The 24,210-nt window shown below is 32.1% G+C and carries 20 protein-coding genes and 1 riboswitch; of the genes, 4 read left to right on the top strand and 16 right to left on the bottom strand.

The window, feature by feature from the left end; translation table 11 throughout:
* Positions 1-166 precede the first annotated feature (166 nt).
* Both ACFVR2_RS23610 and ACFVR2_RS23605 read right to left on the bottom strand, forming a co-directional pair.
* Positions 167-502, bottom strand: coding sequence for a DUF7668 domain-containing protein (locus ACFVR2_RS23610; RefSeq protein WP_387367645.1), 336 nt, complete (start codon positions 500-502; stop codon positions 167-169).
* Between the two features lie 156 nt (positions 503-658).
* The gene (locus ACFVR2_RS23605; protein ID WP_387367642.1) at positions 659-1,207 is read right to left on the bottom strand and encodes a histidine phosphatase family protein; all 549 of its coding nucleotides are present in this window, start codon (positions 1,205-1,207) and stop codon (positions 659-661) included.
* Positions 1,208-1,454: 247 nt separating this feature from the next.
* Here ACFVR2_RS23605 and ACFVR2_RS23600 point away from each other — a divergent pair, with 247 nt between their 5' ends.
* Complete coding sequence (locus ACFVR2_RS23600; RefSeq protein ID WP_387367639.1) at positions 1,455-2,267, top strand: MerR family transcriptional regulator; 813 nt, start codon at positions 1,455-1,457, stop codon at positions 2,265-2,267.
* Positions 2,268-2,355: 88 nt separating this feature from the next.
* Entirely contained in the window at positions 2,356-3,039 is a 684-nt protein-coding gene (locus ACFVR2_RS23595) for a DUF554 domain-containing protein (RefSeq protein WP_387367636.1), read from the top strand.
* Between the two features lie 1,052 nt (positions 3,040-4,091).
* Here the strand turns inward: ACFVR2_RS23595 and ACFVR2_RS23590 are convergent.
* The 6 genes from ACFVR2_RS23590 to ACFVR2_RS23565 form a co-directional block, all read right to left on the bottom strand.
* Positions 4,092-4,514 carry a VOC family protein gene (locus ACFVR2_RS23590; protein ID WP_387367634.1) on the bottom strand — a complete coding sequence of 141 codons (423 nt, stop codon included), beginning with the start codon at positions 4,512-4,514 and terminating at the stop codon, positions 4,092-4,094.
* Between the two features lie 131 nt (positions 4,515-4,645).
* Positions 4,646-5,116 (bottom strand): hypothetical protein, encoded by a 471-nt coding sequence (locus ACFVR2_RS23585; protein WP_387367631.1) that lies wholly within the window; start codon positions 5,114-5,116, stop codon positions 4,646-4,648.
* Between the two features lie 149 nt (positions 5,117-5,265).
* Complete coding sequence (locus ACFVR2_RS23580; RefSeq protein WP_387367628.1) at positions 5,266-5,787, bottom strand: cysteine hydrolase family protein; 522 nt, start codon at positions 5,785-5,787, stop codon at positions 5,266-5,268.
* Between the two features lie 14 nt (positions 5,788-5,801).
* Entirely contained in the window at positions 5,802-6,338 is a 537-nt protein-coding gene (locus tag ACFVR2_RS23575; protein WP_387367625.1) for a sugar O-acetyltransferase, read from the bottom strand.
* A 431-nt stretch (positions 6,339-6,769) separates the two neighbouring features.
* Positions 6,770-6,970, bottom strand: a complete 201-nt coding sequence (locus tag ACFVR2_RS23570) for a DUF4272 domain-containing protein (RefSeq protein WP_387367622.1) — start codon at positions 6,968-6,970, stop codon at positions 6,770-6,772.
* Between the two features lie 166 nt (positions 6,971-7,136).
* Entirely contained in the window at positions 7,137-8,591 is a 1,455-nt protein-coding gene (locus ACFVR2_RS23565; protein WP_387367619.1) for an NAD(P)/FAD-dependent oxidoreductase, read from the bottom strand.
* A gap of 384 nt (positions 8,592-8,975) precedes the next feature.
* Here ACFVR2_RS23565 and ACFVR2_RS23560 point away from each other — a divergent pair, with 384 nt between their 5' ends.
* Positions 8,976-9,398: a hypothetical protein gene (locus tag ACFVR2_RS23560; protein WP_387367616.1), complete on the top strand. Its 423-nt coding sequence runs from the start codon at positions 8,976-8,978 to the stop codon at positions 9,396-9,398.
* Positions 9,399-9,597: 199 nt separating this feature from the next.
* Here the strand turns inward: ACFVR2_RS23560 and ACFVR2_RS23555 are convergent, their stop codons facing one another.
* From ACFVR2_RS23555 to ACFVR2_RS23525, 7 genes are all read right to left on the bottom strand, one after another.
* A complete protein-coding gene (locus tag ACFVR2_RS23555) occupies positions 9,598-10,749 on the bottom strand; it encodes a trans-sulfuration enzyme family protein (RefSeq protein ID WP_387367613.1) in 1,152 nt (383 codons plus the stop codon).
* 5 nt (positions 10,750-10,754) lie between these two features.
* On the bottom strand, positions 10,755-11,924 hold the full coding sequence (locus ACFVR2_RS23550; protein WP_387367610.1) for a trans-sulfuration enzyme family protein: 1,170 nt from the start codon (positions 11,922-11,924) through the stop codon (positions 10,755-10,757).
* An 82-nt stretch (positions 11,925-12,006) separates the two neighbouring features.
* Positions 12,007-12,110: riboswitch (SAM riboswitch) on the bottom strand.
* Between the two features lie 78 nt (positions 12,111-12,188).
* Positions 12,189-14,462: an ATP-dependent DNA helicase gene (locus ACFVR2_RS23545; RefSeq protein WP_387367607.1), complete on the bottom strand. Its 2,274-nt coding sequence runs from the start codon at positions 14,460-14,462 to the stop codon at positions 12,189-12,191.
* A 125-nt stretch (positions 14,463-14,587) separates the two neighbouring features.
* Positions 14,588-15,115: a YcxB family protein gene (locus tag ACFVR2_RS23540; protein ID WP_387367604.1), complete on the bottom strand. Its 528-nt coding sequence runs from the start codon at positions 15,113-15,115 to the stop codon at positions 14,588-14,590.
* A gap of 637 nt (positions 15,116-15,752) precedes the next feature.
* The gene (locus tag ACFVR2_RS23535; RefSeq protein ID WP_387367601.1) at positions 15,753-17,540 is read right to left on the bottom strand and encodes an ABC transporter ATP-binding protein; all 1,788 of its coding nucleotides are present in this window, start codon (positions 17,538-17,540) and stop codon (positions 15,753-15,755) included.
* Positions 17,540-19,276: an ABC transporter ATP-binding protein gene (locus ACFVR2_RS23530; RefSeq protein ID WP_387367598.1), complete on the bottom strand. Its 1,737-nt coding sequence runs from the start codon at positions 19,274-19,276 to the stop codon at positions 17,540-17,542. Before ACFVR2_RS23530 ends, ACFVR2_RS23535 begins: the two co-directional genes overlap by 1 nt.
* A 381-nt stretch (positions 19,277-19,657) precedes the next feature.
* Positions 19,658-21,286 carry a glycoside hydrolase family 13 protein gene (locus ACFVR2_RS23525; protein WP_387367595.1) on the bottom strand — a complete coding sequence of 543 codons (1,629 nt, stop codon included), beginning with the start codon at positions 21,284-21,286 and terminating at the stop codon, positions 19,658-19,660.
* A 405-nt stretch (positions 21,287-21,691) separates the two neighbouring features.
* Here ACFVR2_RS23525 and ACFVR2_RS23520 point away from each other — a divergent pair, with 405 nt between their 5' ends.
* Complete coding sequence (locus ACFVR2_RS23520; protein WP_387367592.1) at positions 21,692-22,588, top strand: L,D-transpeptidase family protein; 897 nt, start codon at positions 21,692-21,694, stop codon at positions 22,586-22,588.
* A gap of 425 nt (positions 22,589-23,013) precedes the next feature.
* On the opposite strand, the gene ACFVR2_RS23515 is transcribed toward ACFVR2_RS23520, so the two are convergent.
* Positions 23,014-24,051: a M42 family metallopeptidase gene (locus tag ACFVR2_RS23515; RefSeq protein WP_069034425.1), complete on the bottom strand. Its 1,038-nt coding sequence runs from the start codon at positions 24,049-24,051 to the stop codon at positions 23,014-23,016.
* Positions 24,052-24,210: the final 159 nt, after the last annotated feature.

Raw genomic sequence — 24,210 nt, 5'->3', positions numbered from 1 at the left:
AATTCCGAAAGGAACTGTCTAGCCTTTACTAGAGTAATGTGACCATTCTCCATTTAAACTAGAAACATTTCGCACAACTAAACTGCCATTTTGTTGAATAAAAAAATCGACTAAACAGCCGATCATGTTGTTCAACTATTCCATGCGTTATTTGCTTAACGATAAACTATAAAACGTGTAAATTTGTGATTGAAAACGATAAACCGTTATCTGATTGGTCGATTATTGCTTCACAAGACAATGTTAAGTCACTTTCCTTATTATCAATCCAAAGTTCAAATTCCATTGCATATCCTTCGCCATAATTGTACTCAATATAGTTAATATTCTCGTACGCTAAATCAGGTGGAATTGTAAGTGTCCCCCAGTAATTTAGTTCTTCTTTAATGTCCTCGATTGTAAGTTCTTCGATTAGTTTGGAACTAATTTTTACAAAATCTTTATTTACTAAATCAAAAACAGTTTCTTTAAGTAATAACTTCAATTTTTCTTTTAAATTCATAATCCCACCACCTATTATGAATTTAATTATACAGTATCTTATTGCACTAACCTGCCATTTAGTCGCATAAGAAACTCAACAATCTCCTTTAACAGAGCCTTTAATTTAATTAATTTGTTCGCTTAGGTAAATTTTCTTTTTTTGGTATCAATTTTCTTATTCAACTTGCCACAAACGCTCAAAATCAAACTCGTTATTCTTAAACTTCAAAAGATAAAGATCAGGATTGCTTAATTTTTTCCAATTCTCAAAACCAAATTCTTTGTTAAACTGTTTTAAAATTAATGACATCAAATTTCCATGAGTTACAACAATTGTAATTTGATTTTCACTTTTGATGATTTCATCTATTACGCTTATTGCACGATTAGTAGCTTCTTGACTTGATTCGCCACCATCGAATTTCAAATCCATATCTTCAAATGTGGCTTTTAATTTTTCAAGCCAATCAGGTAAATCAATCGAGCTTAGCTTACGTTCAGACAGTCGCTCTTCGAGAACAATGTCTATTTTCTTTTCATTACTTGTCGGTTTAATTGATTGAATTGCACGTAAAAAAGGGCTTGAAATTATTTGATCAATTTTAATCTTTGAGAAAAAATCAGCCAGATGATTAGCCTGAATTAATCCACGCTTAGTTAGATTCGCCTCATATGGCTGTCCCTCAGCTTCATAGTGTCGAATTATATAAATCTCTTTTCCCATTTTTTCTGCTCCTACTTTGTATTAATCTATTTAATTAACAAATTTTCTCTCTATTTTCTTATATTATCATTAACAATCCTATTTTTGATAATTGAGTATTCTGTTTTCTATATATTTCATATAAAGCTAAATGTAGATTATTGATGACGATCTAAATTGAATGTATTATTTTAATGACAACAATCATACAGAAGGTAAATATTATCGGAAATATCAATTTCATGGTAAATAGAGGAGTTTTTAAGAAATGAAAGAGTATTTTACAATTGGTGAAGTATCAAAATTATTCCAAGTCAAAATTGCGACTCTAAGGTATTATGATCAGATTGGGCTCTTACGTCCAGAATTTATCGATAAAAAAACCAACTATAGATATTATTCAACACAGCAGTTTGAAAGGTTGAATTCAATAAAATATTTGAGGGCTCTAGATTTACCAATAAACGAAATTATAGATTTTTTTAATTATCGGGAAATCGATGCTCTTGTTGAAATGTTGAAAAAACAAAAAGATGAAGTTGCCAAAAAAAAGAAAGAATTGGAGATTATTGAAACAAAAATATCACGCCGCCTATTGCAAATTGAAGATGCTGTTAGTGCACCTTTAGATAAGATATCGGAAATAACACTTCCTGAAATGCATGTAGCATATTTACGCCATGACTACGTTATAGGAGATGATATTGAATTACCTATTACTGAATTAAGGAACAGTTTTGGAATAAAGGAGGAAATTTTTTTAGGGAAAATTGGCATCTCGATTTCAGCTTCTAATTTGAATAATAATGTTTTTGATAAATATTCTAGCATTTTCATGATACTTGAAGATGGTAATCAGATACCTCCAACTTCCATTGTTATTCCATCAAGAGACTATTTGAGAGTTCGATTTAAAGGTACACACATTGATGCAGTTGGTTATTATAAAAAATTGTTAACCTATATGAAAAAACACAATTATGAACTGTTAGACGATTCCTTTGAAATTACACTTATTGATTATGGCTTGACCAACGATATAGAAAAGTATGTCACGGAAATTTTATTACCTTACGAGTAAACTTTATGATAAAAACTCACTTGACCCTCTAGTTACTAGAGGGTTTATTTTTTATTAATATACTATTAATAAAAGGAGAAATGGAATTATGTTTGGCACGATTTTTAACACATTGATGATTATAGCCGGGAGTGTGATTGGAAGTATCTTTAAAAAAGGGATAAAAGAAGAATATCATGAAATCCTTATGCAGGCGATGGGCTTAGTAGCATTGGGCTTAGGGATCAACTCACTAGTTCAACATTTACCTTCTAGCAAATATCCAGTGCTTTTTATTGTAAGTTTAGCCATAGGTGGATTAATTGGGCAAAAACTTAAGTTAGAATCAAGATTTAATAGTTTAGTTAATAAATATTCTAAAGGTAATTTGGCTGAAGGGTTATCAACCGCCATTTTATTATTTTGTATTGGAACATTATCGATTTTAGGACCAGTAGAAGCAGCATTAAAGGGGGATTATACATACCTCCTTGCAAATGGTACGTTGGATGGCATTACTTCGATTGTTTTAGCATCCACTTTTGGGATCGGAATAGTATTTGCTGGCGTCGCTTTATTTACATGGCAGGGTTCCATCTATTTAATTGCCATACTAATGAGGAATTCCTTAAGTAATGATCTTCTAAATGAAGTAACGATTGTAGGAGGTATATTAATTATAGCGTCAGGCCTAAGTATATTGGGGATTAAGAAATGTAATACTTTAAATCTTCTACCATCATTATTGATTCCTCCTGTTGTATTTTTATTTATGCACTTATTCCATTTATAATGTTTGAGAAATTAGTTATGGAGATTAGGGGAACCTCACAAAATGAAGGTTCCCCTAATTACTAATTAAATTATTCCTATACCAAAAAAAATTGGAGTTTTTTAAACTCCAATTACTCTTTATATATTAATCTGACTATAAATGTATATAATAACTTTACCCACGGCTCAGCCCCCTAAACAGGCTTAAAACCATCTTTGTTTTTGAGAAGGAACAAATTGTTAGTGTAAACCGTTCTATTTTTTAACATAATGAGGCAAGAAGTCTCCTTCCTCAAGCGTGTGAAGGACTTTAGTCCAACGGTAGGTGGGAGATGAATTGCCTTTTTTCGATAGAAAAACATATGGTTATATGCTATGATTTTCTTATGAATTGTTCTTTGATAAGTAGTTATATAGGGTTGTGTGGACAAATAAGGCATAGTGCGAAAACCAAGCCCGTCACCCTTCCACTCGTAAAATAACTAAGGTAACGAAAGAACCTTCATTCGTTGGACATCTACCGCAGGAACTGTGGGAAGTAACGCTCGTGGAGATGAAAGGTTGCTTTCGTCACGGAATCGAGAAGCCCCCACTTCAAGCGTTAGCTCAGTGGTGGGAGTGGTTCACTTATCCAGATTTTTAATTATCCAACCACAAATGATCATAAATGCCACACAACCAATTCCTACGGGTAACATTCAATCATTCTCCCTATTTAACGAGCCCAGTCAAAATATTTCTATGATAGTGCTTCTTTAGCTCAAAATAAATTCATTATGTATATAATAACCTTACCCACGGCTCAGCCCCCTAAACAGGCTTAAAACCATCTTTGTTTTTGAGAAGGAACAAACTGACAGTGTAAACCGTTATATTTTTTTAAATATTATCTTTACTTTTAATATGAATACCCTTTTTTCGTAAACTAAAAGCTAGACAACTTCAAAAAACCTGTAATCTTATGTAAAATAATTATATCAACTGCGATAATTTTTGTAATGGATAATTGTCTGTTTATTCAAACTTTTTACTAAACCGATAAATTCTCTAATTATTTAATCAAGTAAACTTTTACTTTATTCTTTTTGCAAGCAGATGATTGTCACTGAATTGTATTAAGTCCCATAAATTTCCGTATAAGTCCTTAAATACTGCAACTGTACCATAATCTTGTTCTTTCGGTTCTCTTACAAACTCAATTCCTTTTGAAATCATTTCATCATAATCTCTCCAGAAATCATCCGTTCCTAAAAATAGAAAAACTCTCCCACCTGCTTGATTGCCAATGAATGGCTCTTGTTCTTGTTTCGATGCCTTTGCAAGTAGAATAGTCGTTCCAGAAGAACCAGGTGGACTTACAACTACCCATCTCTTATCTTGTTCAGGCTGATATGTATCTTCAATTAAATTAAAATGAAGTTTCTTTGTATAAAACTCTATAGCTTCATCATAATCTTTTACAACCAATGCTATATGAACGATTGACTGAATCATTTTCTTATCTCCTAACATGTTTTCTTTTAAAAGTACTACTAGTTGATCTATATTTCAATCTAATCATATTCCTTTTTCAATCAATCCGCTATTTTTAACATAATAAAAAGACTGCCGAAACAGCCTTCGAATTAATCATTTAATTTTGAAGCAAAAATTGGAATGATTATGATTGTAATAAATATTAATGCCAAAACGATTAATGAATTTTTCCATCTAAAATCATTTTCTCCATCATTTTTATGTTGATTTATGAATTCATCATATATTTTCGATGAAACAAATTTTCCTGGATCTACTATTTCTCCTGTTTGTTCATCCAATAAATACGTATCATAATTCACTGTTTTAAAGAAACGATCTCTTACTGTATCGTATTTTACAGCAATTGCCACTACATTTTCGTTAGCATTTTTCTCCTTATTTGTTAAACTAAATTCTTTTTGATCGACAATCTCCGTTGATTTCTTAACATAATAATGAACTTCCTTACGATTACTTTTATCTATTTGATCTAAATAGCGCGATGTTGCATTTGAGGTTGATACATTAGATAAAAACAGCAAAATGAAACAAACGATGCAAAATGCAATTCTTTTCATTTAGATCCCCCACTTCTATTCAAATCTACTAAATTATATTCACTAGATTTTTAAATAGTCCTAGAGAGTATTTCCGTTTTGTCTCTTTAAGCTGAAGTTGTTTAATTTTTTGCTAAGAATCCCTGGTATTTATCCGTTATTCTAAGGTTTTAGTTTTTCTCATATTTTAGTTCGATGAAATTTAAAAATCTATGGTTCCACATTTTTTCATAAAAATCAATTGTCTCTTTTGCTGCCATAAATGGATTATTTAATGTAGAGGTCGCTCCATTTACCATGAAGTTTTCATAACCTAACCCATGTGCAAATTTAATTGTAGCGTCCATACAGTATTCAGTTTGAGCGCCGCAAAATTCTATATTATGTACTACTAATTGATCTAAAAGATTCTTTAAGTTCGTTTTGAAAAAAGAATTGGCATGTATTTTATGGATAAAATAATCTTGTTCTTGTACATCTAGATTAGCATGAATCGCCCAATGTTCTTCTCCAACAACTAATTCTTCATCACAATGTTGAACAAAAATAATTGGTTTACTTAATTCTCTATATAATGAGATTCTTTTATTAACTTTACTGATTAAATTTTGCAATTCAAATAAATGCTCACCACTGTAACATACACCATTTTGCAAATCGATAACGATTAAAACATCTGCACAAGTATCCATTGTTTTCACCTCATTTATATACTTTTAATAACTTTCGCTGGGTTACCGGCCACTACAGTATTAGAAGGCACGTCTTTCGTAACGACAGAACCTGCAGCTATAATTGAATGATCTCCAATCGAAATACCAGGTAAAATAGTACAACTGCCACCAATCCACACATCGTCTCCAATATGAATTGGAATCGCATATCCGCTCTTATTTCTATCCTTTGGTTCAATCGAATGACCAGCTGTATAGATTCCTACATTCGGACCAATCATACAGTTATTTCCTATTTTCACTTCTGCCATATCTAAGATTGTACAATTATAACCTGCATAGAAATGATCCCCTACATGTATGTTATAACCTAAATCACAATGAAAATTATGCTCAATACTTGGATTTACGCCTACTGTTCCAAACAGCTCTTTCAATATTTCTTCTTTTCTTTCGAACGATTCCACATTAATATTATTAAACTCTTGAACAAGTTTATGGGCACGTATAGTTTTCACTTTTAATTCTTCTGTGCCACGCTTATAATAAATTTTCTCCTTAGCTTCCATTTTAACTTAATGAGGCAAGAAGTCTCCTTCCTCAAGCGTGTGAAGGACTTTAGTCCAACGGTAGGTGGGAGATGAATTGCCTTTTTTCGATAGAAAAACATATGGTTATATGCTATGATTTTCTTATGAATTGTTCTTTGATAAGTAGTTATATAGGGTTGTGTGGACAAATAAGGCATAGTGCGAAAACCAAGCCCGTCACCCTTCCACTCGTAAAATAACTAAGGTAACGAAAGAACCTTCATTCGTTGGACATCTACCGCAGGAACTGTGGGAAGTAACGCTCGTGGAGATGAAAGGTTGCTTTCGTCACGGAATCGAGAAGCCCCCACTTCAAGCGTTAGCTCAGTGGTGGGAGTGGTTCACGACTCCTAACTTATTTGTAATTTATTTTATAATACACTTCGATCTAATCTTGCTTGTTCAACCATTTATGTACTTAAATCAATATCATCCCAGTCTACAGAGGGATTAATAACCCATTCTAAAACTTTCCTTCTCTCTATGACTAAACCTTCATTAATTGAATTTAATATTTTTCCTTTTAGTCTTGAATCAACTACGAACCAATGTGTTCTATAATATAAATCTGCCATATTATAAATTTCAGTTTCAGATTTTAGCTTTAACAACATATTTCCTCCACTAAGTTTCCATCAGAAATCTTTTAATTAAATTATACATCTTCAAAAAAGTATCGTTAATTCCTTATTCAGCTAAAAGGCAAAAAATTATCTATTCTAACAAAACAAACCTCTAATGCTATAACAATGCACTAGAGGTTTGTTAAATTAAGTATTAAACAGTAACTAATTCTTTTTCTTTGCTTTCAATTTTCGTAATGATATCACGCGCAATCCATACGCCACATGCGCTTGCTTGGGCTAAACCACGAGTAACGCCCGCTCCATCTCCACCTAGATATAATCCAGAGATTTCACTTTCAAAGTGTACATTTAGCTTCGGTCGAGCCGAATAGAATTTTGCTTCTACGCCATAGAAAAGTGTATGTTCTGCAGCGATACCTGGAGTCACATGATTTAATGCTTCTACCATTTCAATTAAACTTTTCATTGTATTATATGGTAAAACTAGTCCTAAGTCCCCTGGTACTGCTTCTTTTAAAGTTGGTTCTAAAAAGCCTTCTTTAATACGTTTTTCAGTTGAGCGGCGACCTTTTAATATATCTCCGTATTTTTGCACGATTACTCCACCGTGTGAAAGCATGTTTGCAAGGCGTGAAACCTCATGTGCATATTCATTTGGTTTGTCAAATGGTTCTGCGAATTGATGCGATACTAATAAGGCAAAGTTTGTATTTGGACTTCCTAATTTAGGATCTTTATAAGCATGTCCATTAGCAGTCATAATACCTGAATGATTTTCAACTACTACGTGCCCAGATGGATTACTACAGAATGTTCTGACTTTTGTACCCACGCTAGTATTAAATACGAATTTCCCTTCGTATAAGTGCTTATTAATTTCTTCCATTACTACGTTTGAAGTTTCAACACGAACACCAATATCAACTTGATTTGTTGACATTTTTAAACGACGTTTTTTCATAACATCAGTTAACCATTTTGAGCCATCACGACCAGGTACAATTACAACTTTCTCAGCATGTAATTCTTCACCTTTTTTTAATTTAATTCCTTTTATGATATGAGTACCTTCAACCTTTTCAGTTATTAAGTCCTCTACTTCAGTTTTGTACTTCATATCTATTTTCGTTTTTAAATACTCATAAATTCTTTTTAGAATTTCTAAATTTTGTTCCGTTCCTAAGTGACGAACTTGTGCACGTAATAATTTAAGTCCAGCTGCGTAACCACGACGTTCAATATCTCTAACTTCTTCTGTTAAAGGATCCGTAATCGATTCAGTCGCACCATGTTCTAAATTAATTTCATCAACGTATTTGATTAATTCAACTACTTGTGAATCTGATAAGTAATCTGTCATCCATCCACCAAATTCGCTTGTAATATTAAATTTCCCATCTGAATATGCTCCAGCTCCACCAAATCCATTTGTAATTGAGCAAGCTGGTAAGCAACCTGAAAAATCTTTTTTTCCTGCAGCAGGCGGACATTTTTCAATTTTCTTTTGTAAAATTGGGCAATGTCTTGCGAATATATCATGTCCTTTATCAACAAGTAGTACTTTAGCATTAGGCATTTTTAAAGTTAATTCATAACATGTAAAGATTCCAGCAGGTCCTGCTCCAACAACGATCACATCATACATCTATATATACCTCCAAATAAGGTTTAAATTATTTCATTTGATCAACCTAAAATAGAATACCATCAATCAGAATGCGTTTCAAGTAAAAACACGAACATTTTTTGTATTATTTTTAAAAAATATTCGTTTATAAACAAAGTGAAACCTTTTCATTAGAAATTACCATATGCAAATTAGCTTTATTTATCCAATATTAGACAATTCAAACTTAAAAATCAATTAATTGACATCAGACTATTATAATTAAACAATTTGTCGATTTCATCCTAATTTAACTAGAAGTTAATGATTGAAATACGAAAATATCCTATTAGATAGAATCACAATCACACCAAGTTGAATAGTTATATAAATAACAGATATTTTATATTGGAGATGGAAAAGATGCTAGAAGAAAATATAAAGGAAAAGGATGGGAAAGATCATTATCAGAAAACTAATTTAGAAGATGAGGAATTACAATCGAGTCTTGAGAGAAAAATTGTTGCTGCATCTTGGGTTAAGGCAGTTGCACAATTATATGAAACGATTACATTATCAAAATTATATTCAATCGACAAAGATCCAATCTTTCAAGGGAAAAGAGATATCATATCGGGAATGTGGATTGGTACAGCTGGTCAATTATCCGTAGCTTTTTTCGTTTCTAAGCAATTGTTCACTTCAGATAAATTAGATTTACTTGAGTTACAAAGAAGAATTGTTCTTTCCGATTCAGTTCAAATAGTTGGGAACGCATTGGCACTTATTGGTGCATCTGAGGTAATTCAAGAGGAAATTGGTGATGGGGAAATATTCCTTACTTAGTCTTCTACACTAAATAAAAAAGTAACGCAAAATCAAAAAATATAAAGTGAATTAATCCCACAAGGAAATATGATTCCATTGTGGGATTAATGTTTTTCTCGAATTGAACGGATATTCTACCGTTTTCATCTAATTATTGTTCGTTTTTCAATTCTTTTCGGCCAAATACAATTTTATTTATTGGATTTTCCTATTCCTTTCACTTTACTATTGCTCCAGCTTTTAATGCTTTTTGGAAGCTTGCAATCAAGTCTTCAATATCTTCTAAACCAACGGACACTCTTATTAATGTATCTTTAACGCCTAATCGTTCACGAACATCGAGCGGTATTGCAGCATGGGACATTTTTACAGGATATGAAACAATTGTCTCAACTCCACCTAGTGAAACTGCAACTGCAACGTTTTCGACTGATTGAAGGAAACTTGTCGTTTGTTCAATCGTTTTTAGTGTAAATGAAAGGACTGCTCCTCCTCCAGTAGCCTGCTCAAAATGAACATCGTGACCAGGATGACCTTTTAGTCCTGGGTAATAAACATCCTCAACTTCTTCTTGTTCTAAAAGCCAGTTTGCTAATTTTGATGCAGTTTGTTCATATGCATCCATACGAACTTTTAGGGTCTTTAATCCTCTTAATGTAAGCCAACAGTCCTGTGGACCTAAGATGGCTCCGAATGAATTTTGGATTGTGTATAAATCACTTGCAAGTTCTTCTGAATTTACGACCGCTAATCCTCCGATTACATCGCTATGACCTGCAATAAACTTTGTTGCACTATGAACGACAATATCAGCTCCTAAGTCTAATGGTCTTTGTAAATATGGTGATAAAAAACTATTATCTACAATGACAAGGATGTCATTTTCTTTTGCAATTTTAATTGCACTACTTAAGTCAGTAATTTTCAAAAGAGGGTTAGAAGGTGTTTCTAAATAAAGTCCTTTTGTATTTGGCTTTATTCCAGCTTCAATCTCTTGTAAATTAGAAGCGTCTACAAAGGTAAAATCGATTCCGAAACGATTTAATACTTTTGTCGCTATTCTAAATGTCCCTCCATAAACATCTTCACAAATGACAATATGATCTCCAGCTGAGAACAAAGATAATACAGAAGAGATTGCAGCCATTCCTGATGAAAACGCAAAGCCACGTACACCATTTTCTAATTTTGCAATTGTATTTTCTAACGCTTCTCTTGTTGGATTTCCACTTCTCGCATAGTCGTACTTACCAAAATTCTCTATATCAAATTGATGAAATGTTGATGTCTGATAAATTGGTATACTCAATGCACCTGTCACCTGATCAATTTCATTTCCGTTATGAATTAGTTTCGTTCCAAATTGCATGCTCATCACCCCAATGCATTTTCTAAGTCATTTAATAAATCATCAATATGTTCAATTCCAACTGATAATCGTAGTGTATGGTCATCTAGACCAAGCTTTCGTTTAAATTCCTCTGGCATTTCTGAATGAGTTTGCGTATGTGGATACGTAATTAATGATTCAACACCACCTAAGCTTTCTGCGAATGTAATGACTTTTACACTTCCTAAAACTTGTTCAACTAAACTTAAATCCTTCACTTTAAATGAAATCATTGCACCAAATCCAGTTGCCTGTTCTTTAATAATTGAATATCCCTTATGCGTTGGTAATCCTACATAATATACTTCAGTAACATTTGGATGATTTTCTAAAAACTTCGCAAGTACAATCGCATTTTTTTGACTGTATTCCATGCGTAAATGCAATGTTTTAATACCTCTTAAGATTAACCAAGAGTCAAATGGAGCTAATGTTGCACCTGTTGATTTTTGATAATAGCGAATTCGTTCATTCGTATTTTCTGAATTCGTTACGACGAAGCCAGCTAGTGTATCATTATGACCACCTAAATACTTTGTTCCACTATGAACAACAACATCTGCCCCTAATTCAATTGGTCTAAAGAAATAAGGAGTTAAAAATGTATTATCGACAATTACAATAATATCTCGTTTTTTTGCAATCTCTACTACTCTTTTTAAATCAGTTACTTTCATCATTGGATTTGAAGGTGTTTCAATAAAAATTCCTTTTGTGTTCGGTTTAAGTGCATCAAGAATATTTTCAATTTCAGTCGTATCAACAAAATTATGCTCAAGTCCATATGGCGAATAAATTTCTTCGAATAAGCGATATGTACCCCCGTATAAATCATCTGAAACAATTAGATGATCACCCTTTTTAAATAAGCTTAATACTGCAGTAACGGCTGCATTTCCTGTTGCGAATGCAACACCATAATTTGCACTTTCTAATTTTGCAACAGTATTTTCGACTTCTTCTCGAGTTGGATTTTGTAATCTTGCATAATCATATCCAGTCGATTGATGAAGTCCTGCATGTTTAAATGTAGCAGATTGATAAATTGGATAACTAATTGCACCAGTTAATGGATCATATCCTTTGCTACCATGCACAGCTACCGTTTCAATCGATTTTTTATTCGTGTTTAAAGCCTCTTTTGTGTTAGTCATTATAAATCCCCCATTTTAGTCAAATAAAAAAACCACTTCCTAAAAAATAAGAAGTGGTTATGTCTGTAAAATAAACATATCGCTCTTATCTTCCAGGTTTTTCACCTGCAGGATTTAGCACTTTCTAGTATTTACTAGAGTTGCCGGGTTTCGTCGGGCCAGTCCCTCCACCGCTCTTGATAAGATTATTTAATTATATTGTAAGTATATTAAAAACTCTGATTATTATCAATCGTTTTTTTTGAATTATTTAATTATTAACTCTTACTTCCATTCTTCAGGTACTAAACTTCGATAAAGTGAACTCTTATATCGATCATCAATTAGTAATAAAGTCCCTTCATCTGATTCAGATCGGATAACTCTTCCACCCGCTTGCATTACTTTATTCATACCTGGAAAGACATATGCATAATAATACCCATTTTTTCCAACCGAATTAAAATGCTCCTTTAAAATATTTCTTTCTAAACAAATCTGTGGCAATCCTACACCAACTACTACGACACCGTTTAATCGATCACCCTTTAAATCGATTCCTTCAGAGAATATGCCACCTAATACAGCAAAGCCAACTAACGTTTCCTCATTTAGACTATCAAACTGTAAAAGGAACTCCTCTCGTTCAATTTCAGTCATACCATTTTCTTGAACGATTGTTTTTATGTTAGGGTATTTCTCTTTAAATAAATCAACACTTTGAATTAAATATTGATATGACGGATAAAAAACTAAATAATTACCTTTTCTTTTCGTAATTTCTTTATACACGGAATCAATTAATCTTTCTAAATTTCTTTCACGATCTTGATATCGAGTTGATAGCGGATCAATTGTTACTTCCAGTTGTTCTCTATGAAAAGGAGAATCGATTGAAATTGTATAATCGCGACTTTGATCACCAAGCATATCTTGAAAAAATTGTATTGGCGTTAAAGTAGCTGAAAAATAAATTGTAGAGCGAAATCTTTTTATGACGTCATTTATTACTTTAGAAGGATCAAGGCAAAATAACTTTAAATGAACTTCACTTTTATATAGTTCATAGTAGCATACATAATTTTCATCAAAAAACTCCGCGATTTTGACGAAGTTGAGTGACTCAAAATATGTTTCAAGTAGAAGTTGTTTATTTTCGTCCTCTTCCATTTCCTGTAATTTTATTTCTACGATTTCATTAAATGTATGTAGAAGTTCTAGTAAATCCTCATCTATTTCCTTTGAAACTGGGGTTACTACGTCCTTCCATTTTTTTCTCAATTCAATAAATCGCTTATTTATTTCATTTATTATGGCATAAAGTTCATCTTTTAAATTTTTATACCTATTCTTCAACTCTAAAAATTTAGATTTGAATAGACTCGCAGAATACATTTCTCTTGCACGATCAACAAGATTATGAGCTTCATCAATTAATAAAACTGAACTTCGTTTATGTTCATCAAATAATCGTTTTAACGAAACCCTAGGATCGAAAATATAATTTACATCGCAAATAATCGCATCTGAAGAATTTAATAAATCTAATGAGTATTCAAATGGACATACCGTATGTTTGCGTGCATATTCTTCTATTTTCTCCCTGGTTAGCGCTTTTTCCGATGAAAGAATATCAAGAACAGCATCATTTATCCGGTCATAATAACCATTGGCAAATTCACAATAGTCCTTTTGACACATCGTCTCTTCTTTAAAACAGATTTTATCTTTAGCTGTAATCGTCGTACACTTTATACAAAGTCCTTGATCTGTCATTCGCTTAAATGCTTCTTCAGCAACAGTCCTAGTAATCGTCTTAGAAGTTAAGTAAAACATTCGATTTATACTATTTTCACCAATACTTTTAACCGTTGGAAAAATAGTTGAAACCGTTTTTCCAATTCCGGTTGGTGCTACCGCAAATAAATTATTACCTTCTTGAATCGTTTGATATACCGCACCCGCTAACTTTCTTTGACCTTTTCTGAAAGAAGGAAAGGGAAAATTCAATTCGTTTATTGTCTGATTCCTTAACTCAATATGATCGTATTTCCATTTAGCAAAAGGATAATAAATTTCCAGCATTTTGTATAAGTAATTTGTTAATTCATCCTTTGTAAACAAAAGATCGAAGCTTATTTTTTGCTCAGTTAAAATATTCATATATGTAAGTCTAAGTGTAATCTTTTCAAGCTGTAATTCTTCACAAATAAAATATCCATAAACTTTTGCTTGAGCCCAATGAACAGGATATGAATTTTCATTTATTTCATTTAAATCCTTCAATGTTGATTTAATTTCTTCTATTATATATTGATTATCATTAATCAATAATCCATCACAACGGCCTTCTATTTGAAACACCAATTGATCCAATGTTATGGTGCCGGATATAGGTCGTTCTTTTACATCCTGTTCACCATATTCTCTTTGGATTTTTTGGTGTGCCTTTGTTCCTTCAATTAATGGAACCGAACTTTTATATGTTACATTGATACTACCCGCTGTATGAGCATACTCAACTAGCGTTCGAACTGAAACCTTTACACAATTCTCCAAGTGAGTACCCTCCCTTTTTTACATTTTATCATAATTCTTCTTTCTTGATTAAGAATGAGAAGTAACAATAAAAAAGCTCAAGTAAAAATAACTTGAACTTTTAGCGATCAGAATGCAATATTCAACTAGCAATATAAAACTTGAATATTATATTTTCTGTAAAATTGTAATAATCTCTCCATGTCATCTTTTATTGCTTCTAGTGGTACGACAATGGCTTGCATACTTGTAAAGTAAATATAAAAGTAATTCTTCGTGCCTTTTATTTGAACGATATCATCCCACTTTATTTCATGAACACTTGATTGTGTAATTTCTTTGATTCCATTCTCATCTACCTTTAGAGAATGTTCACCGAATAAAGATTGATCGTTCTTTTCAGTTAAATGCTTAATCATTTTGTTTTTTGATGAACGGTAGAAATACTTTGGAAAATAAATGAACCAAACAATGGCTGCTAACGAAAAGGCAAGTAAATAACCAAAAAGCGGTTGTTTGAAAAGAAAGGAAATTAAAAATGGTATTACTAAATAGATTAAACTCACAGCAATTCGTTGATTAATTAACGACTTTTGAACAGTTTTTGAGTGTTTTAAATGATGTAAATTAAATTCAATATAATCATCCAAATTAATTTCAAAATTAAGTTTCATACTTGACCTCCATTTTCACAAAAATATTAATTCACTATTATTTTAACATTAGAAAAAAATAGAAAATAAAGATATTTTATCTACTTATATTAAGTTGACTTTTCAAGATTCATAGAATTAATTCTTATATTAAGAATTCGTAATAATTCATTTCCAAAGTTCTAAATTTAAATTTTTGGCATAAAAATGGTTGTCCTCTCGGAGGTGCAAATAAGTCTTAGAAAATCGCAATTAAACAGTGGACTGCAAATAAAATCTGAGAATCACAATTAAAATTGGCAAAACTGCAATTAAAATTTGAGAATCGCAATTAAACTTGATAAAACTGCAATTAAAACATTAATAATCGCAATTAAAATTAAAAAGTACCCATACCAGTTAAGGTATTATGACCTAAAAACATCCACAAGCAGATTATTTCAAATAGAAAACTTGTAATATGTCTTGTATCGAATAAAAACTTGATAAGAGCCTGCAAAAATATCTAATAAAGATCAATTAGATCGACCACAAATGAAAAAACGCCGTTGAAATACCCCCATCTTTAGCACTTATACATTTTACAATAAAAAAGGGCTGCCCATTAGTCAGTTAACCTGACTTTTGAGACAGCCACAATCTAAACAACACAGATCAATTATGCTCCATCATTAATGAAGCTATATTGCGCCATGTATAACTTATAATAATGTCCTTTTAATGCTAATAACTCTTCATGTGTACCGCTTTCCTCGACATTTCCGTTTCCGATTACCATAATTTTGTCGCAGTCACGAATTGTAGATAATCGGTGGGCAATGACAAATGAAGTACGTCCTTCTAATAGCTTTTCTATACCATTTTGGACAAGCTTCTCTGTATGTGTATCGATATTTGAAGTAGCTTCATCTAATATCAAAATTCTAGGATCAGCTAGTAGAGCACGAGCAAACGAGATTAATTGTCTTTGACCTAATGAAAGTCTTGAGCCCCTCTCATTTACATCCGTATCATACCCATTTTCCATTTTAATGATAAAGTCGTGAGCATGGACTGCTTTAGCTGCAGCAATTACTTCTTCATCTGTAGCATTTAATTTACCGTATCGAATATTTTCCATAATCGATGTTGAGAATAGGAATGTATCTTGTAGCATAATTCCCATTTGACTTCTAAAGGATTCTAAATCTACTTTTTTAATATCGTTTCCATCAACTAAAATTTCACCTTTTAAAGGATCATAGAATCGGCTTAAAAGTGAAACAATCGTTGTTTTCCCTGCTCCTGTTACGCCTACCAATGCAATTTTTTCACCAGGATTTATTGTGAAATTAACATTTTTTAATACTGTAGAGTTTTCATCATAACCAAAAGTCACATTTCTAAATTGAACTTCACCATTAATTCGTTCGATTGGAGGTGCATTTTCTTCGCTAATAATTTCTGGATCAATATCCATAATGTCAAAAATACGATCAGCTGCCGAGAAGTTTGATATTAATGTATTATAGAAGTTTGATAAGTTCATAATTGGACGCCAGAACATGCCAATATACATTGAAAATGCGATTAATGTTCCAACTTCAATTTCTTGACTAGTTACAAGCTTATAACCAACATAAAATACAATTACAGTACCAACACCCCATGAAAGCTCAACTAATGGCCAAAAGAAGTCATTCATTTTTACTGCTTTCATGAATGAACCCATTAATTCAGAAACCTTTTCTTTGAAGTCTTTTTCTTTATCCTTTTCTTTTGCAAAGGATTGAACTACTTTTATACCTGAAAAATCTTCATGTATAAACGCAATTAAATTTGAACGTTTCTTTCGGTAATCATCCCATCTTTTACGTGCACGTGTTTCAATATAAAACATTGCAGCTGCCAAAAATGGAAGAATAGATACAGATGCGATAGCGAGTTTAACATTTAAGATAAACATTACGATCGTAACGCAAACTAAACTTAGTAATTCCGGGATTAATGTTTGAATACTTTGGTTAAATAAATTTTGGAGGGCACTAATATCCCCCATTACTCGAGCCAAAATTTTTCCTACTGGTCGATTATCAAAAAACGTAAATGATAGTTTTTGAATATGTGTGTAAAGCTCATGACGAATATTTACTAAAATATTATTCGTAACGGAGCTAATCATCGTCCAACGTGTTTTTGAAGCAATCATGGCTACGGAGTTTAATGCTAATAATACAACACCAATTACGATTAGTCCTTTTACGTCATGATTTTTAATATTTGTATCAATCGCTACCTTTAGTAAATAAGGATTTAATATCCCAATTACCATTACAAATAACATTAAACAAATAACGGTAAATGTTTTTAATTTATAAGGTTTTAAATAAGTCCCAAGCCTAAGAATAAGCTCGGTTTTACTCCGATTTAGTTGGTCTTCATCACGATTTATCGTATTTTGTGCCATTAGACCACCCCGCTTTCTACTGTTTCAAAATCTTTGAACTGTTCTTCGTAGACTTCAAAGTATCTACCCTTTTTATCAAGTAATTGTTTATGATTTCCTTTTTCAACTATTTCTCCATTTTCAACAAATAGAATGACATCGGCATTTTTCACTGCTGAAATACGGTGTGCAATTATAAATGTTGTACTATGTGAGAAACGTTTATTTAAATTGTGTAATAATTCATACTCCGTTTCCATATCTAATGCAGAAGTTGCATCATCTAAAATTAGGATTGGAGCATTTCTTAGTAATGCGCGGGCAATTGATATACGTTGTTTTTGGCCACCAGATAAACCAATTCCTCGTTCACCAATTTCCGTGTTGAATCCTTCTTCTAGCTCTTCAATAAAGTCTAGACAACATGCAATACGGCAAGCCTCACGGATTTCATCCATAGTAGCATCTTGGTTTCCTAGTTTAATATTATTTTCAATCGTATCTGAGAAAAGGAATGTATCCTGAGAAACTAGAGACATATTTTGACGTAAAGATGTTAGATTAAAATCTTTAACATTAACGCCATCTACTAGAACTTCTCCTTCAGCCACATCGTATGAGCGACCAATTAGATGAAGAATTGAAGATTTCCCAGCACCTGTCGTTCCCATAATGGCTACTTTACTACCGCTTGGAATATATAAATTAATATCTTTTAAGACAATTTCATCATTGTATTTAAAGCTCACATTTTTATATTCCACTGAACCGTCAACTAGATTAGGTGTAAATGCACCTTCTTTGTTTTCAATTGCTGTTTTACGATCTAAAATTTCAAAAATCTTCTTCGCAGAAGCTTGGTTTTTAGAAAGTACATCTGTTAGCCAGCCTAACATTCTCATCGGCCAAATTAAGTTCCAAATATATCCACTAAATGCAACTAATTCACCTAGCGTCATACTATTTTGTAAAACGAAATATCCACCGATAATAATCATTGCTACAAGCGCAATATTTGTTAAAAATTCAATATTCGGAAAATATTTACGCATTGTTTTCGCTTGAGCCATATTTAAATCATAATATCCACGATTCATTTTCAAAAATTTCAACGTCTCATGCTTTTCTCTAGCAAATGCTTTAACCAATCTTACGCCCGCAATATTTTGTTGAGCTGTTGTATTGATTTCAGCTGTATGGTCACTTATTTTACCGTAACCTTTATTAAGTAAGCGATTTAAACGCGTCCCCATATATCCTATTGGGATCATAATTACTAAACAGATAAGTGCCAACTTCCAATTAATTACAAATAAGATAACTGTACTAAGAGTAAAATAAATAATATTTTCAACAAACAATCTTAATCCAAACGCAATTGTTTGCCAGATATTTTCCACATCTTCATTAATTCTCGAAAGTAATTCACCCGTATTCATCGAGTCAAAATACTTAAACTCAAAGCTTTGAATATGCTTGAACATATCATTTTTAATATCTTCATGTACCTTTGAACTTACTAAGTCATATAAATATTCTTTTACATAACCAAAAATTGATTTAATGATTGTGACACCTATAATACCACCAATAACTGGTACTACTACTGATGCTTTTCCTTTCGTAATACCATCATCTATTAGAATCATTTGTAAATAAGGAATTAAATGATCCACACCTATTACTAAAACCATTGAAATTGAACCAATAATAAATGAAAGCTTATGCCTAAAGACATATTTTAAAATTCGAGACAAATTTATACCTCCCTTGTATCAATTAACCTAACTCTACGCAACCCTCCACTTTTTTTGACAACAAAAAGGCCATGGGAATATTTTCCATACCCCATGGCCATAAAGAAACGTTTCGCCCAAAAAAAACATAAATGAATTGTTTATTTTTGGCACAAAAAAGCCATGGGGAATATAAACCCATGGCTAGATCGTCAATTGAAATCTAAGTTTCAACGTGGTCCGTCCTGCGTAGAGATAGGGTTCATAATCATTATGAAATTTTGTGATGTTTCGCAGTTTAATTTTCTTACAATCATCATGTTAACCTACCTCCTTCTTATTTGATATTCTTATCATATACGAGTGCGCTTTAAAATGTCAAACTATTTTTAATAAATTTAATTATTTAATTTTATAAACAATTGCTTCATACGGTCTTAAGCTAGTATTCACACCCGGTAAACTTGAATCTTTATAATTACTTAAAAGTATACTTACTTCATCATATTGATCAGTATGACTAAAATTTGATTCCTCATTTGTAAAGTTAGCTACAATTAATAATTTTTCATCATTAAACTGTCTTATATAAGCAAATACTTTTTCATCCTTTTCAGCAAGCATTTCAAAAGAACCATAAACAATAGCAGGATTTTCTTTTCGCAATTGGATTAACTGGCGATAATGATGAAAAATTGAATTTGAGTCGTTTATCGATTGTTCAACATTTATTTTAGTAAAATTCGGATTTACTGTTAACCAAGGGTTTCCTTTTGTAAAACCTCCATGCTTTTCACCATTCCATTGCATTGGAGTACGTGCATTGTCTCTTCCTTTTGTATAAATCGATTCCATTATGTCTTCATGCTTATATCCTTTTGAAATACGGTCATTATACATATTTTTCGTTTCAATATCGTCATATTCATCGATGCTTTCAAATCGAATATTTGTCATGCCAATTTCTTCACCTTGATAAATATAAGGTGTACCTTGCATTAAATGAAGGATTGTAGCAAGCATTTTCGCACTTTCAATACGATATTCTTTATCATTACCCCATCTAGAAACAATCCGTGGTAAATCATGATTGTTCCAAAACAAGCTATTCCAAGCCTTTCCATCAAGCTGAGTTTGCCACTTATTAAAAACTTCTTTTAGCTCTAACAAATTTAATGGCTTTAAATCCCATTTTTCTTTACCTTCTTGTTGATCAAGACCGATATGCTCAAATTGAAAGATCATGCTTAATTCATTCCGGGCAGGATCTGAATAAAGCTTTGCAATTTCTGGTGTTGCTCCCCAAGTTTCACCAACAGTTAGTACATCGTGATTTCCAAACGTCTTTTTATTCATCTCTTGTAAGAATTCATGTAGCTTTGGACCATTTGCTGTAATCTCTTGATCAGGAATCTTCCCAATTAAATCAATTACATCCATTCGGAACCCACCAATTCCTTTATCAAGCCAGAAGTTCATCATATTATATACTTCTTCGTGGACTTTTGGATTCTCCCAGTTTAAATCTGGCTGCCTTTTACTAAATAAATGCAAGAAGTATTGTCCAGTTTGTTCATCATATTCCCAAGCACTGCCACTGAATACAGAAGGAAGGTCATTTGGTTCACTTCCATTCACAGGATTTCTCCAAACATAATAGTCTCTATATGTGTTATCTTTGCTCTTTCTAGATTCAATGAACCACGGATGCTCATCAGATGTATGGTTCACGACTAAATCCATTACGATTTTAATTCCTCGATTATTCGCTTCAGAAATTAATTCATCCATATCATTCATCGTACCGAACTCTTCCATAATGTCACAATAATCACTAATATCATAACCATTATCATCATTAGGAGATTTATATACAGGACTCAACCAAATAACATCTATTCCTAAAAGCTTTAAATAATCAAGCTTTTCGATTATTCCTTTTAAATCACCGATTCCATCAGCGTTACTATCCATAAAACTTCTAGGATATATTTGATAAACTACACTATTATGCCACCATTTTTTCTCCATTTAAATTGCCTCCTAGATTATGTATAATATTAAAAACTAAAAAAATTTAATTGTGATTTCTTCTAAAAATGATAATTTGGTATGTGAAATTTCAAATCATTCAAACCTTTTTGCTAAAGATGTGCAATCGTGTGCATATTTTCGTAGCAAAAGTGCTCTAGTTTTTCTTCATACACCCTATTTAACCGCTTACATTTTCTATTTTATCAAGATTGTTCATTAATGCAAACATTTACATTTTTCTATATTAATAATGTTTAAAACATATTATACCTTTAACCCAATATCAGACTTTGGCTTAATTAAAATAAAACTATTTTTTTCCTATTTTTATTAGATAGGACAAGCAATCCTTTCATAATATATAAAGCTATGTATTTTCTATATATTGTTGGGGGGAGAAAGTTGTTAAAGCGCTGTTTTATTTTTTTCATAGTACTTCTATTATTTTTGAGCACTTCTTTTGTTCAGTCTATCGCCGCAGAAACAAAACCTGTTTCGCAATTTATCATTATAAATAAGTCGATTAATAGATTAGCTTTTTATGAGAATGGTAAATTGGTAAAAGTTTTTAAAGTTGCAACCGGTAAGAGTCAGGATTTAACTCCTGAAGGCAAGTTTAAAATCGTCGTTAAAATTGTTAATCGCCCTTATTATAAGGAGAATATTCCCGGTGGTGATCCGAGGAATCCGCTTGGTAATAGGTGGTTAGGATTAAATGCTAGAGGGACATGGGGTACAACCTATGCAATCCACGGGAATAATAATCCAAGTTCTATCGGAACTTATGCTAGTCACGGCTGTGTACGGATGTATGATGAAGAAGTAGAATGGTTATTTGATCGTGTTCAAAAAGGGGCTACTGTTTTAATCACTTCATCAAACCAGTCGTTCCAAGATATCGCCGTAGCAAATCATTTATTTGATGAAGATTCAGGAAGTGTAGTTGTAACAAAACCCACGGATATTCCTACTAGTTTACAACTTGGAAGTGTAGGTTCAGAGGTTGAATGGCTGCAGGATACATTAACAAAATTAGGTTATTCTACAAACGGGGTAGATGGCTACTTTGCTGAAGGCACTGATCAGGCAGTAAGAGCATTTCAACAAGATAATGGATTAACTAGTGATGGAGTTGTTGGTGCTGGTACAAAAAAATTATTATTAGACAAACTCCAAGAAAATAAACGTGAGTCAGTCTCGGCTTATTTTTATACATTTACATTAAAGAAAAATATAAAAACAAATGGTGAAGACCGATTTGATAGTCAATTAAATGGGGTTCAAAAATTAAATTATTAGGGGTGTCCAAACTTTTTTAATAAAGCTCTCGTTTTTTTTATAATGTAAATACGCTTTGAAATAAATCTTAGCTGCAAATAAGGAATTCATCTATACAAATAAACAGTGTACTGCAAATAAAATCTGATATACGCAATTAAAATCGGCAAAACTGCAATTAAATTTAGAGAATCGCAATTAAATCCCAAAAAATCGCAATTAAATTTAAAAATTACCCATACCAGTTAAGGTATTATAGCCTTAAACTAGTACAATAGCAGAGCCAATCTAATGGAAAACTAGCAAATATGCTCTATAGAATAAAAATTCCAAAAAAATTAGCCAATTTTCAATAATAAAGAGCCATTTTTTCAAATCAAAATAAAAAACACTTTTGAAATACCTCATACAAAAAGGGGCGTCCGTGAGACAGCCCCTTTCACTTATTACTTTGTTAAATATAAGTACAATAATTTCATCGTATTTTCCATTGCACTATAGTGCGTTCTTTCCATACCATGAGAAGCATGTACACCTGGTCCAATTAAAGCTCCACGAATATCTTGTCCCCCGCGTAAAGCAGCAACTGTATCAGAACCGTACATCGGATAGATATCTACTGCATAGCTAAGCTCATTTTCTTTTGCTAAGTTGACTAAATCAGTTGTCATATTGTAATCATATGGTCCACCAGAGTCTTTTGCACAAATTGAGACATCGTATTCAGTACAGCTTAAATCATCCCCAATACAACCCATGTCAACTGAAATTAATTCAGTAATATCAGATGGGATATAAGAAGAGCCATGTCCAACTTCTTCATACGTTGAAATAAATAATTTTGTTGTATATGTAGGTACAATTTTTTCCCTTTTAAATAATTCAAGTAAGCCAATTAAGCATGCTACACTTGCTTTATCATCAATAAATCTTGATTTTATAAATCCGCTTTCAGTAATTGTCGTTTTCGGGTCGAAGAAAATAAAGTCTCCTGGGCTAATTCCAAGATTTAATACATCTTCTTTTGACTTAACGCATTCATCAATACGAACTTCCATGTTTTCTGGGTCACGTTTTTTTGTTTTACTGTCTTCGAATACGTGAATTGATGGACTTGTAGATAAAAATGTACCTGTATAAATTTTTCCTTCACGCGTTCTAATTTGACAATATTCACTATCAAGTGTCGGTACGATTGGTCCGCCAATAATTGTAAATTTTAAAGTACCTTTACTAGTAATTGATCGAACCATTGCCCCTAATGTATCAACATGTGCTGATAATCCGATGACTTGCTCATTGCTTTTACCAGGAATTGTGATTACGCCACAGCCTTTATTCGTCGTTTCAAAATCATACCCTAAACTATTTGTCCAAGACTGAATTAACTCCATAATTTCAAAGCAAAAACCACTTGGGCTATTAAACTCTAGTAATTGTTTAGCAGTTTGTAGCACATATTCTTTGTCAATTTTAATATTCATAGATTTTTCCCTTCAATTTTGAAATTTTCATGCAATTCTCAACGTACTTATCATACATTTATTTGTGTTTGTTATCAATAATTCATAATCCTCCATTAACATGTTTGGCGTATTGCAATTTGATTATTCTCATATAAATGATGTAGATCGTATATTAAA

Source organism: Gottfriedia sp. NPDC057991, assembly GCF_042886615.1.
In the GTDB taxonomy this organism is placed as follows: Bacteria; Bacillota; Bacilli; order Bacillales; family Bacillaceae_G; genus Gottfriedia.
The sequence above is the reverse complement of the archived record's forward strand: the minus strand, read 5'-3'. Positions and strand labels throughout refer to the sequence as shown.